This window comes from Dermatophilaceae bacterium Sec6.4, from assembly GCA_039636865.1.
In the GTDB taxonomy this organism is placed as follows: Bacteria; Actinomycetota; Actinomycetes; order Actinomycetales; family Dermatophilaceae; genus Allobranchiibius.
Genome location: CP144172.1, coordinates 925,923 through 938,849, shown reverse-complemented (window position 1 = coordinate 938,849; position 12,927 = coordinate 925,923). Strand labels below are relative to the sequence as shown.

The window sequence follows — 12,927 nt, the reverse complement described above, 5'->3', positions numbered from 1 at the left end:
GGTCGCTTCGTACTGCTGGCACCCCGGAGTTGCCTCACGCCGGGAGTCGTACGGGCAGATCAGTGGTCGAGTCGATTCAGACCGAGTACGACGACGACGGCAGTCCCGGCATCGTCGCACGCGGCGATCGGCAGTTGGGCGTCAATACCCCAGTCGTGGTCGCCGGCCGGATCTTCGATGACCTGACGCACCTCCCAGGTCTCTTTACCCTCTTGGATCTGCAGATATGCAGGCCCTCGGGCCGTGGAACCGTCGCCGATCACGTCGTGTTCCGCGAAGTACGCCGCGAGGTCCTCCACCCAGGCCGGCTCGTCCATCACGATCTCGGTGGGCGGCTCGGTGGATGCGGCGGCGTCCCGATCGAGCGCTGCGAGCGACATGATGTCGCGGCGCGCAGCCAGCTGGACCCGCCGGAACATTGCATTGCGAATCTGCACCCGGAACGCGCGGGGGTTATCGGTAATGGACCGGCGCTGGGGCGGCCCGGCAAGAGCGCTGCCCTGCTGCGCGGCCGGGTCGTTGAGACGATCCCACTCGTCGATCAGGCTGGAGTCGGTCTGCCGGATCATCTCGCCGAGCCACTCGATCAGGTCCGCAAGCTCAGGGGTCTTGCGGGAATCGGGGACGGTTTGGCGCAGGGTCCGGTAGGCATCGGTGAGGTAACGCAGCACGACGCCTTCGGACCGGCTCAGCTCGTACTGCTTGACCAGGTCGGTGAAAGACCACGCGTAGGAATACATTTCACGCACCACTGCCTTCGGGGACAGGGCGTTCTCGCCGACCCACGGCTGGTTGCTGCGGTAGGTCTCGAAGGCCGCGTCGAGCAGTTCGGCGAGCGGCCGTGGCCAGGTCACCTCCTCCAGCAGCTCCATCCGTTCGTCGTATTCGATGCCTTCCGCCTTCATCCGGGACACCGCCTCACCGCGCGCCTTGAAACGTTGTCCCATCAGAATTGGGCGGGGGTCATCCAGCACCGCCTCGATGACCGACACGGCGTCGAGCGCATAGTCGTCGGCTTCGGGATCCAGCAGGTCCAGTGCGGCGAGCGCGAACGGTGCCATCGGCTGGTTGAGCGCGAAGTTGTCCTGCAGGTCGATGGTCAGACGCACTTGGCGACCATCCGCCTCCGGCGTGTCCAGGCGCTGCACGACACCGGCGGCGAGTAATTCGCGGTACAGGTCGATCGCCTTGCGGGACAGTCGCGCCCGACGCCTGGGGTCTTCGTGGTTCTCCCGCATGAGGCGGCGGATGCCGCCGAACGGGTCGCCTTCGCGGGCGATGACATTGAGCAGCATCGAGTGGGTGACCCGCATCCGCGACTGCAGGGCCTCCGGTTCGGCGTTGACCAACCGATCGAAGGTCTCCTCGGTCCAGTTGATGAATCCGTCCGCGGGCTTCTTGCGCTGCACCTTGCGGAGTTTCTTCGGGTCGTCGCCGGCTTTGGCGATGTTGCGCGCATTCTCGATGGTGTGCTCGGGGGCTTGCACGACGACCGAGCCACTGGTGTCGAATCCCGCCCGTCCGGCCCGGCCGGCGATCTGGTGGAACTCGCGCGCCTTGAGCACCCGCTGGCGCGACCCGTCGAACTTGGTCAGGCCGGTGAAGAGCACCGTGCGGATGGGCACGTTGATGCCCACTCCGAGGGTGTCGGTACCGCAGATGACCTGCAGCAGACCGGCCTGGGCGAGGGTTTCGACCAGCCGGCGGTACTTGGGCAGCATGCCGGCGTGATGCACACCGATTCCGTTGCGTACCAGCTTGTTGAGAGCTTTGCCGAACCCTGCGGAGAAGGGGAAATGGGCGATGGTCTCGGCGATCTTCTCCTTGTCCGACTTGCTGACGACGGTCAGACTCAGCAGCGCCTGAGCGCGCTCCAATGCCGAGGCCTGGGTGAAGTGCACGACGTAGATAGGCGCCTCTCGCGTTGCCAGAAGCTCCTCGATCGTCTCGTGGATCGGGGTCATCGCCCAGGTGAACGACAGCGGCACCGGCCGGTCGACGCCGGTAACGACAGCCGTCGGTCGCCCGGTGCGGGCGGTCAGCTCGCGCTCGAAGAGTTCGACGTCGCCCAATGTGGCGGACATCAGCACGAACTGGGCCTGCGGCAGCTCCAACAGGGGCACCTGCCAGGCCCAGCCGCGTTCGGGCTCGGAGTAGAAGTGGAACTCGTCCATCACGACCATGCCGACGTCGGCCTTTGCGCCCTCGCGTAACGCGATGTTGGCGAGGATCTCCGCGGTGCAGCAGATGATGGGCGCATCACCGTTCACCGATGCGTCCCCGGTCAACATTCCGACCTGATCCGCGCCGAAGATCTGACACAGCGAAAAGAATTTCTCCGACACCAGGGCCTTGATCGGCGCCGTATAGAAGGACACCCGGTCCTCGGCAATGGCACCCAGCAGTGCACCGGTGGCGACGAGGGACTTACCGGATCCGGTCGGCGTGGACAGGATCAAATTTGCGCCTGCGAGGATCTCCACCACCGCTTCGTCCTGATGTGGATAGAGCGTCAGGCCCTGCTCGGTGGCCCAGCCGGTGAACGCGGCGTAGACGTCGTCGGGCCCGGCCTTGTCGGGCAGCGCGTCCAGAAGATTCATTGCCCCAAGTTTCCCTTACCCGTCACGGCCACCGGACCACGATGTCCGCTGCCATGCACGGTTCAGAAAATCCGATGTGCCGGCAACGGCCGGGGTCAGCCCGTAGGTGAACGCTTGGCGATCCCCGCGACGACCTGTTTGAAGCGGTGTGGCCCGTGCAGTGTCGGCGAGCTGACCGCGACGCCCGTGTGGGCGCCGAAGCCGGGCAGCGTGCGCGCCAACCACGCCAACGACCTGGGCATAGCGCTTGCCCACACGTCGAATCGATGGCCCGCGCCACGCAGGTAGACAGCCGTCAAGGACGTGGGGGTGCGGACAGCGCGGATCAACGCGGCGCTGGCCGGTTCACTGAACCGGTCTCCGGTAGACACTTCGATCCAGACGTCCACGGGGGGTGGACGGTGTCGCACCGTGTCGAGCAGGTTGTATCGGGCGGGCCACTTCGGGTAACTGCCCCAGGGGTGCCAATTGCTCAGGATCGGGCTGTTGTAGCTGCCGAAGAGCATCGCCGCACCGAATCGCTGCGGATGCAGGAACACGCTCATGGCGGCGCAGTAGCCGCCCGCGCTGTAGCCCATCACGGCCCAGGACTGCCTGTCCGGTCGGACCCGTAGGTGGGCCACCACCCAGTCCGGCACGGTCTTGTTCAACCAGCTTTCCATCCCGATCGCGGCGGAGTCTGTGCATTCGGTGTCCAGCTTGGACGGGGTGTAGTCGGGGATCACCACGATCGGGCTCAGCAGCCCGGACGTCTGCGTCGCGGTCACGATCATCTTCTGCAGCTGCATGCGCTTGTCGTAGTCATCTGGCCCACCGGGCACCCCGGCGTAGGCCTGGATCACCGGGAAGGTTCGGTCGTGGGGGCCCGTCAAGTACTCCGCCGGCAACCAGATCAGGACTTTGCCCGCTCTCTTACCGGCCGCCGGTCCGAGCCCGGGCACGACGACGCGGATGTACTGGCCCGTAGGAGCGGGGTTCGGGCGCAGCGGGGTCTTTTGTTGGAAGGTCGATCGCTGCGCCCCGAACCGCAACTGCGCCGCATCGTCGGCTGCCTGCGCGCCGCGCGGGTCGTATTCCTGCTCGACCTGGGCCTGCCCCTTCACGGCGGTGCGCTGCACGGATGGCGACGCGCCCGACAGGTCACGCCCGAGGTCGGACCAGCTCCCGTACCAACCGTTCTGCTGATTGAGCAGCGAAGCGACTGCGAGCACGACAAGCATCGACGCGCCGACCTGGGTGCCCAAGCGGGCCAAAATCATTTTCAGCCCGTGACCATTGAGCCGGTGCCAGCACACGGCGACGCCGACTAGGGCCGCGAGGGCCGCAAACCAGAGGGCGCCCACGACCAGATCACTGGCTGGTCCGAACATAGTCACCCCCCGGGGACTCGGCCTATGCGACACTGCGTGACGGTTCAGCCATCTTTGCGCGACGTCCTGGATGTTCGACATAGGCGCGCTGCCGCCTAGTCTGGACCAACGACGGCAATCGGACCACCACCCACGAGAAACCGGTCCCGTTTCACCGGCTGGCTCCGTGGCAACTAGGCTGTCCGGGCGCCACGTCGCAAGGGCCTTTAGCTCAATTGGTAGAGCTGCGGACTTTTAATCCGTAGGTTGTGGGTTCGAGTCCCACAGGGCCCACCAAAGCATCACCCCCGGCTCACGATTCGGTGAGGAAGCACCGGGCACGGTAGCCTGTGGAGCGTCAATTCGTCGTAGCTCTCGCCACGGGTTGATCCGCATGTTGAGTTCGCTCCATGCGCGGCTCTCCAACCTGGAGAATCAGCCAGACGGTGAGACGCTTCACAGATCGCGATTCGATGACTTCTTCTGCAACTTTTCATGACTTCGGCGTGCCCACTGTCCTGGTCGACATCCTGACCGGGCAAGGCATCAGCGAACCAACTCCTATCCAGGCCGCCACCCTGCGGGACTCCCTCGCGGGCCGCGATGTCCTGGGCCGGGGCCGCACCGGATCCGGTAAGACGCTTGCCTTCGCGTTGCCGCTCGTGGCCCGCCTCGCCGACAGCAAGAGCCCGCGTACGCGCCGCAAGCCCCGTGCCCTCATTCTGGTGCCGACCCGCGAACTGGTCACGCAGATCGATGCCGTGATCAAGCCGTTCGCGAGAGCAATGGGCCTGAACACCCTGACGGTGTTCGGCGGAGTGGGCCAGAACCCGCAGGTACGCGGACTGGATGCCGGCGTCGACATTCTCATTGCCTGTCCGGGGCGGCTGGAGGACCTCATCACGCAGGGCCACTGCCGCCTGGACGCCGTGCAGGTCACCGTCCTGGACGAAGCTGATCACATGGCCGATCTGGGCTTCCTGCCCGGCGTGCGCCGACTGCTGCGACAGACGCCGAAGACCGGCCAGCGGTTGTTGTTCTCTGCGACGTTGGACAAGGCGATCGACGTCCTGGTCCGCGAGTTCCTGACCAAACCGGTGACGCACGAAGCCGATTCGGCCCAGTCCCCCGTCGCTGCCATGTCCCACCACGTCCTGGGCGTCGAAAAGGACCTTCGGGTGCCGGTGCTCATCGACCTCACCTCGGCGCCGGGACGCACCGTGATCTTCACCCGCACCAAACACGGCGCCAAGGCTCTGGTCCGCCAGCTCAACAGTCGCGGAGTACCGGCCGTCGACCTGCACGGGAACCTGAGTCAGAACGCCCGCACCCGCAACATGGAGGCCTTCAGCTCCGGCGCAGTCAGCACCCTTGTTGCCACCGACGTTGCAGCACGCGGCATCCACGTCGACGACATCGCGCTGGTCATTCACGCTGACCCGCCGGCCGAGCACAAGGCCTACCTGCACCGCTCGGGTCGCACTGCGCGGGCCGGCCGCGAGGGCACCGTCATCACCTTGATGACTCCCGATCAGCGCGCCGATGTACGCAGCCTCACCAGGGCCGCGGGTATCCACCCGACGACGACTCACCTCTCGGACACCCAGCACCCGGTGCTGCGTGAGCTTGCGCCGGGCGAACGCGTCCTGGTCGAGGGAATCGCCGCTCCGGTGGCGGCCCCGCAACGTCAGTCCAGGAAGGCACCGTCCAACCGAGCTGCCAACGGTCGAGCACGCAACAGCAGCCCGGGTTCGGGTGCGCGCCGCGCCGGGGCGGGTTCGGGCGGCGGAGGTAACACCGCATCAGGCTCGGGCGCTCGCCGTAACGGTGCGGGCTCGAGCTCCCGCAGCAACGGAACCGGTACAGGCACTCGTAGCGCGGGCTCCGGATCGACCGGGAACCATTCGGCGGCCAATTTCAGCCGTCGTTCGCGCTGACCCAACCGCACCGATGATGCTGGGGCCCGGATGGACTGGGCCCCAGCATCATCGGCGAGTATGTCGGCATGTCATCTCTTGATTTCGGCCCACTCGTCCTTGGCGGCAACGTATTCGGCTGGACCGCCGACCGCGACGCCAGCTTCGCTGTCCTGGACGCATTCGTCGCCGCCGGCGGGCGATCCATCGACACCGCAGATGTCTACTCCTCATGGGTACCGGATCACAGCGGCGGCGAGTCCGAGCGCCTCATCGGCGAATGGCTGGCCTCGCGCGGTCACCGCGACAACGTACAGATCCACACCAAGGTGTCGATGCTGTCGTCACGCCCAGGACTGAGCGCTACCAATATCGCTGCTGCAGTTGATGATTCGCTCGGCCGACTGGGGACGGACCACATCGATCTCTACTACGCGCACCGTGACGACATGGACGTCGACCAGAGCGAATACGTCGCCGCATTCGACACCCTGGTCACCGCGGGGAAGGTGCGCGCCGTGGGCGCGTCCAACTTCACCGCGCAACGGCTGCAGGGTGCACTGGACCTCGCCCACGCTCACGGCCTGACCCCGTTCACGGTTACCCAAGACCAGTGGAACCTGGTCGAGCGTGGCGTTGAAACCACTCTGCTGCCAACGCTGCAAGCCAACGGCCTCGCGCAGTTGCCCTACTCGGGACTAGCCAGCGGCTTTCTCACCGGAAAATACCGGCCTGGACAATCGGTTGAATCTCCGCGAGCGGGAAGGCTGCCTCGTATCTGCGCACGCCGGGAGCCGACGCACTACTGCGCGTGCTGGACGAAATTGCCGAGGCGCATGCAACGGCGCCTGCCGCCGTCGCGCTGGCCTGGCTGGGCTCCCGACCCACCGTTTCGGCGCCCATCGCCAGCGCCCGCACGGTCGAGCAACTCACGCCGCTGATGGCATCGGCGACGTTGGATCTGACCTCGCAGGAACTGCAGGACCTCACCTCGGCCTCGGACGCCGTGCGCGGCTGAACCTCCTCGGTTCGGGCGTACGGGTGATGGGCGGCATACCTGCCCGCACCCGTGACCGATGAGGACTTTTGCCCGACCTGGGGCGGTGGGCAACCGGCCCACTCTCGATTCACTGCCTAGGCTGCGGGCCCCGCGCCGAGCGTGACTGTCGCAACATGCGGCTGTCCCTGTAAATCGGTCCAGGTCACGCTGACGTGTTGTCCCGGCCGATCAGCAGCAAGCCTGGTTGTCAGGGCCGCTGGGCTGGTGATCGGAGTCGTGCCGATTGCGGTGATCACGTCACCCGCGGTGATACCGACCGCTGCGGCAGCGCTGTTCGCGAGCGTCTGCTGCACGTCGGCGCCTGCCGCAGAGCCCGACTGGTCACTGACCACCGAGATGCCGAGGAACGCCGGATAACCCTGGTGGATCGTGTTACTCGTGACTCCGGACTCGATCTGGTGGGCGACATTCAGTGCCGTGCTGATCGCGATGGCGTACCCGGTGCCCGTGCCCCGACCGGACGCGGTGGCCTGGGCGGCAGTGTCCATACCCACCACCAGCCCGGTGCTGTTGTAGAGCGGACCACCGGAGTCACCGGCCTGTATGTCGGCGCTGGTCTGGATCAACGCGTGCAACGTTTCGGGGTTTGCTCCCCCCTCGTCGGTGGCGGTGATCGTGGCGTCCGTCGCGGTGATCCGACCAGCCGCCGCGCTCGGCGCTCCACCGACCCCACCGGCGTTACCCACCCCGGTCACCTTCTGCGAGACAGTGGCCGCAGATGCGGTGGTGCGCACCGTCTTCAGCCCGGACGCACCCTGCAGTTGAATGATGGCGACGTCCTGCGTCGGGTCCGTACCCACCACCTTGGCCAGGTAGGTGCGGCCGGTGGCGACCACGGTGACCCTGATGCTCGTCGCACCGTCGACGACGTGGTTGTTGGTCAACACCTGCCCATCAGCGGTCAACACCATGCCGGTGCCGGCAGCTTCAGCGCCCTGATAACCAAGGACGGTATTGATGTCGACCACGCCTACTTCCTCTGCGGGCGTAGCCCGAGGCAGTGTGGATCTGGCAGCAGTATTGCCGGAACCGCTCGACCCATTTCCGAACCCATTGATGCCCGACCCACCGCCGGTGGGCCCGCTGCCTACTGAGTTACCCGTGGCGCTGCTCGGCACGACGACCGGAGGCGCACCCGCGACATTCTGACCCAGCACCGTGGCACCGAAACCCGCGCCAACCGCCAGGGATCCGGCGACGACCAACGCGCCGCCTGCCACCGCCCAACCCCGGTGTCGGCGGGCCGGAGCGTGCTGCGGCGCGCGGTAGATGGCGCCCCCGACGGGAGGGTTCTGGACGTTCCAGGATCCGTCAACCGACTGCCGGCCGGACCATCCATCGGCCCCCTGAGGAGCCGCCTGCTCATCGCGAGCGTCGTGCGAAAACTGATCCATCATGGCCTCCTGGTGCAGTGAATCTGAAACAAGTACGGATGCAGGCAAAGCTGCTGGTCCGGCCGCCGGCCCCCCCTGACGGGCTTTGACGACAACACCATTAGGCGACATCCGCCAGACAGAACGATGTGAACCGTGAATGTGCCCGCTGTGAGAGCCGGCGCGCCGCCACGGGGAATACCGACGCCCGCCACCTCGTTGAGCTGTATAGTTGATGCGTCAATTACATGAGGTGATGAAAATGGTTGCAGTAACTGCAGACACGATGACCCTGCCCCGAATCGGCTCTGCCCGATTCGGACAGGCTGAACGGCCCGTACTCGCAGTGTCCACAGCCCCGGCCGGTTTCGAAGGTGAAGGATTCCCGGTACGCCGCACAATGGCCGGCATCGACTACCAGCACCTGGATCCGTTCATCATGATGGATCACATGGGTGAGGTCGACTACCAGGCCGGTGAGCCCAAGGGCACCTCATGGCATCCGCACCGTGGGTTCGAAACCGTGACCTATCTGGTCGAGGGCCAGTTCATCCATCAGGACAGCCACGGCGGTGGCGGTGTCATCACCGAGGGCGCCACCCAGTGGATGACTGCCGGCTCAGGACTGCTGCACATCGAAACGCCGCCAGAATCGCTGGTGCGTTCCGGTGGACTGTTCCACGGCTTCCAGCTATGGGTGAACCTGCCCGCATCGGACAAATTCACGACACCGGCATACCAGGGACTGGAGGCCGACCAGATCGTGCTGCTGTCCAGCGACGATGGTGCATCTCTCGTCCGCGTGATTGCCGGTGACATCGACGGGCACCGCGGGCCCGGGTCCACGCGTACCCCGATCACCGTGCTGCATGCATCGATCAGCCCGGACGGAGCGCTGTCCCTGCCGTGGCAGGCCGACTACAACGCGTTGGTCTACGTGATGGCCGGATCGGGCACCGTGGGTGCTGAGCGTCGCCCGATCCGAGAAGGCCAACTGGCCGTCCTCGGAAAGGGTGAGCGGATCAGCCTGACCGCCGATGCGCACCAGGACTCACGCACCACCGCGATGGAGGTCATCGTGCTCGGTGGGGCACCGATCGGTGAGCCGATGTTCCAGTACGGCCCGTTCGTGATGAACACCCGCCAGGAGTTGATGACGGCGATGGAGGATTACCAGAAAGGTCGCCTCGGGGTGGTCCCACCGGACGCGATCATGCCGCACACCGGGTAGCTGCTGCACACCGACCGGGCGCGTCGCAGCGCGCCCGGTACGGTGCCGCCTGCTTCGATCCCCTAGTTCACTTATCGATCGAGGACATGTCGCCGTACCGCTCTCCGACGACTGCGCCCGCTGGCACGGCGTCCGCGAGCGCAGCGAGGTCCTCGGGTGTGAGCACCACGTCTCGCGCGCCTGCGTTCTCCTGGACATAGCGCACTCGTTTCGTGCCGGGAATCGGTACGACGTCCGTGCCTTGCGCGAGGACCCAGGCAAGCGCGAGTTGGCCCACGGTGCAGTTCTTCCCGACTGCGATCTCGCCCAACTTCTGCACGATGAGAAGGTTGGCGTCCAGGGCTGGTCCCTGAAAGCGCGGGAAGTATGCGGTGCGCCGCGAGTCGCCCTCCTGCAGCGACGCCTGTGACGTGATCGCCCCGGTCAGGATGCCGCGGCCCAGCGGCGAGTAGGGCACCAGCCCGATTCCCAGTTCGAGAATCGTCGGCCGGATGTCCTGCTCCAAGTCGCGGGTGAAGAGTGAATATTCCGTTTGCAGCGCAGTGATCGGGTGCACAGCGTGAGCGCGGCGGATCGTCGCCGCAGATGCTTCGGACAGTCCGAGATGGCCGACCTTGCCGGCTACGACCAGTTCCGCCATCGCGCCGACGGTCTCTTCGATGGGGACCAACGGATCGACGCGGTGCTGATAGTAGAGGTCGATGTGCTCGACACCGAGTCGCTGCAGGCTCGCGTCGCAGGCCTTGCGGACATAGTCGGGACTGCCGTCGATGCCGAGCCGCGAGCCGTCCGCGCCACGCACATTCCCGAACTTCGTCGCGAGCTGGACCTCATCGCGGCGACCGGCGATCGCTTTTCCCACCAGCTGCTCGTTGATGAACGGGCCGTACATGTCGGCGGTATCCAGGAAGGTGATGCCCAGGTCGAGTGCGCGATGGATGGTGTCGATGCCACCCTGTTCATCGCCCGTGCCGTAGAACTCCGACATTCCCATACAGCCCAGCCCGAGAGCAGAGACGATCAAGGGTGAGGTGGTGCCGAGAGTGCGTGTTGAGGTAGTCATCTGTCGTACTCATTTCTGCGAAGTGGGGAAGGCGCGTTACCGCTAGGTGAAGGGGTGACTGATGACCGCTGCATCAGCCCGGAAGGTCCCCGGACTGGAGGACGACGTCGCCCGCGGCGATGTTGTCCTCCAGGTGCGCGACGGAGGAGGTTCCGGGAATCAGCAGCACGTTCGCTGCGCGTCGCAGCAACCAGGCCAGTCCCACCTGCGCGGGCGAGGCACCCAGGCGCCCGGCCACGGCGAGCACCTGCTCGTCCTCGGTGACTTTCGGCATGTGCGGGAACGCCGAACCGAGTGGGAAGTACGGCACGTAGGCGATGCCCTGCCCGGTGCAGTAGGCCAGCACATCGGCGTCGGACTGATCCAGATAGCTGAATGCGTTCTGCACACACACCAGGCCCACGCTCTCGTGCGCCTCACGCACCTGATCAAGGGTGGCGGTCGAGATGCCTATCCCGGCGATCTTGCCCGCATCGCGCAGCTGCTGCATAGCGACGAGCTGGTCGGCGAGCGCCACTTCTGCGGTGCCGCCCTCAGCTGACGGGCCGTGCATCCGCAGGTTGACCGCACCGAGTCGTTCAACACCGAGGGCGCGCAGATTGGCCTCGACGTCCTCGGTCAGCTCCTGCGGGCGTTGTGCCGAGATCCAACCGCCCTCGGTGTCGCGACGCGCGCCGACCTTGGAGACCAGGACAAGGTGGTCCCCGTAGGGGTACAGCGCCTCGCGGATCAGCTCGTTGGACACATCGGGGCCGTAGAACTGGGCGGTGTCGATGTGGTCGACGCCCAGCTCGACAGCCCGGCGCAGTACTGCGATCGCGACGTCGCGGTCACGCGTCGGGCCCATCACACCCGGGCCGGGCAGTTGCATCGCGCCGAAGCCGATCCGGTGCACGTCGTGGCCGGCAAGGGGGAACGTTGAATCCATCACGACCCCGACCGTACGCCGCCGAACTGACACCGGCCGAGGTCCGGCTGTGCCAACCTGAGGCCATGAGCATCTCGTTGCGGGACGTCGGTCGCACCGTGCAGGGCCAGATCTATCAGGCAGGTGTTTTCGGCGACAAGCCTCTGGTGCCCGCAACTGCCCGTGAGCTGGAGAAGAGGGGGCTCAACGCGATGAGCGGCACGGCCCGTTCCTACGTCGAGACCGGCGCCGGCTCGGGCACGACGATGATCAACAACCGACGGGCGTTCGACCGGTGGCAGATCGTCCCGCGAGCACTACGCGACGTGTCGCAACGTGACCAGTCGATCGAGCTGTTCGGGGTGCGTCACCCCAGCCCGTTCCTGACCGCCCCGGTCGGAGTGCTCGAGATGTGCCACCCGGACGCGGACCTCGCGCTTGCCCGGGCCGCAGAAGAGCGTGGCGTTGCGATGATCATCTCCTCGCAGGCATCGCGCCCGATGGAGGCGATCGCCGCCGAGCTGGGCGAGCACGAGCGGTGGTTCCAGCTGTACTGGAGCGCTGAGGATGATCTGGCGCGCAGCTTCGTGCGCCGCGCGGAGGCAATCGGCGCCGGCGCCATCGTCGTCACGATCGACACGATGCTGCTCGGCTGGCGCACCCTGGATCTGGACCGTGGCTACTCACCGTTCGCGCGCGGGCTCGGCATCGCCAACTACACGTCTGACCCGGTCTTCCAACAGATCGTCCGCGCGCGACTGGCCGACGGGCAGATTGCCGCGGTCGAACGCCGGCCGACGCCGTCCGCGATGCGGTCACTCGCGACGATGTCCCGCGCCCACCCCGGTGGGTTCAGGGACAACCTGCGCTCGAAAGTACCGATGGCCTCGATCCGCACCTTCCAGGAGCTCTTCGGCCGCCCCTCACTTACCTGGGACGAGCTGGCCTGGCTGCGGGAGTTGACCGATCTACCGATCCTCATCAAGGGCATCCAATCGGCCGACGACGCCGAGCTCGCGCTGAAATACGGCGTGGACGGACTGATCGTGTCCAACCACGGTGGCCGCCAGTTGGACGGTGCGATCGGGTCGCTGGATGCGTTGCCCGGTGTGGTTGAGCGAGTGAACGGTCAGGTGCCGATCCTCTTCGACAGCGGGATCCGTTGCGCCGCCGATGCCATCAAGGCAATCGCATTGGGAGCCACCGCCGTCTGTCTCGCCCGGCCTTACATCTACGGCCTGGCAATTGCCGGGCAGCAGGGCGTAGCCGAAGTGCTGCGTAATTTCCAGGCCGAGCTGGACCTGCACATGGCGGTCGCCGGAGTGACTTCGATCGACCAGATCACCCGCGACATCCTGATCGCTGCCACCCCCTAGTTCTCACGATTTGGACATGCTGAGCGGGGCAAATATGCCCCGCTCAGCATGT

The 12,927-nt window shown here is 66.0% G+C and carries 9 protein-coding genes, 1 tRNA gene and 1 pseudogene; 6 read left to right on the top strand and 5 right to left on the bottom strand.

Features of this window, described 5'->3' with window-relative positions; all coding sequences use genetic code 11:
• Window positions 1-59 precede the first annotated feature (59 nt).
• The gene (locus V3G39_04635; GenBank protein ID XAS77336.1) at window positions 60-2,600 is read right to left on the bottom strand and encodes a DUF3516 domain-containing protein; all 2,541 of its coding nucleotides are present in this window, start codon (window positions 2,598-2,600) and stop codon (window positions 60-62) included.
• A gap of 95 nt (window positions 2,601-2,695) precedes the next feature.
• Window positions 2,696-3,970 (bottom strand): alpha/beta hydrolase-fold protein, encoded by a 1,275-nt coding sequence (locus V3G39_04630; GenBank protein XAS77335.1) that lies wholly within the window; start codon window positions 3,968-3,970, stop codon window positions 2,696-2,698.
• A gap of 200 nt (window positions 3,971-4,170) precedes the next feature.
• Between V3G39_04630 and V3G39_04625 the strand changes: the two genes are divergently transcribed.
• The 4 genes and pseudogenes from V3G39_04625 to V3G39_04610 all read left to right on the top strand — a co-directional run bounded on the left by V3G39_04625 (window position 4,171) and on the right by V3G39_04610 (window position 6,883).
• A tRNA-Lys gene (locus tag V3G39_04625) sits at window positions 4,171-4,246 on the top strand.
• A 176-nt stretch (window positions 4,247-4,422) separates the two neighbouring features.
• A complete protein-coding gene (locus V3G39_04620) occupies window positions 4,423-5,886 on the top strand; it encodes a DEAD/DEAH box helicase (GenBank protein XAS77334.1) in 1,464 nt (487 codons plus the stop codon).
• Between the two features lie 68 nt (window positions 5,887-5,954).
• Window positions 5,955-6,563, top strand: a pseudogene (locus tag V3G39_04615) (aldo/keto reductase).
• A 113-nt stretch (window positions 6,564-6,676) separates the two neighbouring features.
• Complete coding sequence (locus tag V3G39_04610; protein XAS77333.1) at window positions 6,677-6,883, top strand: aldo/keto reductase; 207 nt, start codon at window positions 6,677-6,679, stop codon at window positions 6,881-6,883.
• A gap of 116 nt (window positions 6,884-6,999) precedes the next feature.
• On the opposite strand, the gene V3G39_04605 is transcribed toward V3G39_04610, so the two are convergent.
• On the bottom strand, window positions 7,000-8,322 hold the full coding sequence (locus V3G39_04605; GenBank protein ID XAS77332.1) for a trypsin-like peptidase domain-containing protein: 1,323 nt from the start codon (window positions 8,320-8,322) through the stop codon (window positions 7,000-7,002).
• Window positions 8,323-8,584: 262 nt separating this feature from the next.
• Here V3G39_04605 and V3G39_04600 point away from each other — a divergent pair, with 262 nt between their 5' ends.
• On the top strand, window positions 8,585-9,529 hold the full coding sequence (locus V3G39_04600) for a pirin family protein (GenBank protein XAS77331.1): 945 nt from the start codon (window positions 8,585-8,587) through the stop codon (window positions 9,527-9,529).
• A gap of 67 nt (window positions 9,530-9,596) precedes the next feature.
• On the opposite strand, the gene V3G39_04595 is transcribed toward V3G39_04600, so the two are convergent.
• Window positions 9,597-10,592: an aldo/keto reductase gene (locus V3G39_04595; GenBank protein XAS77330.1), complete on the bottom strand. Its 996-nt coding sequence runs from the start codon at window positions 10,590-10,592 to the stop codon at window positions 9,597-9,599.
• Between the two features lie 73 nt (window positions 10,593-10,665).
• Window positions 10,666-11,520, bottom strand: a complete 855-nt coding sequence (locus V3G39_04590; protein ID XAS78173.1) for an oxidoreductase — start codon at window positions 11,518-11,520, stop codon at window positions 10,666-10,668.
• A gap of 65 nt (window positions 11,521-11,585) precedes the next feature.
• Between V3G39_04590 and V3G39_04585 the strand changes: the two genes are divergently transcribed.
• The gene (locus V3G39_04585) at window positions 11,586-12,875 is read left to right on the top strand and encodes an alpha-hydroxy-acid oxidizing protein (GenBank protein ID XAS77329.1); all 1,290 of its coding nucleotides are present in this window, start codon (window positions 11,586-11,588) and stop codon (window positions 12,873-12,875) included.
• The last annotated feature ends 52 nt before the right edge of the window (window positions 12,876-12,927 follow it).

What these genes read in the sequence shown, in the direction of transcription:
- V3G39_04630 (XAS77335.1), bottom strand. Translation starts at nt 3,970, where the DNA reads ATGTTCGGACCAGCCAGTGATCTGGTCGTGGGCGCCCTCTGGTTTGCG.
- V3G39_04635 (XAS77336.1), bottom strand. Translation starts at nt 2,600, where the DNA reads ATGAATCTTCTGGACGCGCTGCCCGACAAGGCCGGGCCCGACGACGTC.
- V3G39_04620 (XAS77334.1), top strand. Translation starts at nt 4,423, where the DNA reads ATGACTTCTTCTGCAACTTTTCATGACTTCGGCGTGCCCACTGTCCTG.
- V3G39_04605 (XAS77332.1), bottom strand. Translation starts at nt 8,322, where the DNA reads ATGATGGATCAGTTTTCGCACGACGCTCGCGATGAGCAGGCGGCTCCT.
- V3G39_04590 (XAS78173.1), bottom strand. Translation starts at nt 11,520, where the DNA reads ATGGATTCAACGTTCCCCCTTGCCGGCCACGACGTGCACCGGATCGGC.
- V3G39_04600 (XAS77331.1), top strand. Translation starts at nt 8,585, where the DNA reads ATGACCCTGCCCCGAATCGGCTCTGCCCGATTCGGACAGGCTGAACGG.
- V3G39_04585 (XAS77329.1), top strand. Translation starts at nt 11,586, where the DNA reads ATGAGCATCTCGTTGCGGGACGTCGGTCGCACCGTGCAGGGCCAGATC.
- V3G39_04595 (XAS77330.1), bottom strand. Translation starts at nt 10,592, where the DNA reads ATGACTACCTCAACACGCACTCTCGGCACCACCTCACCCTTGATCGTC.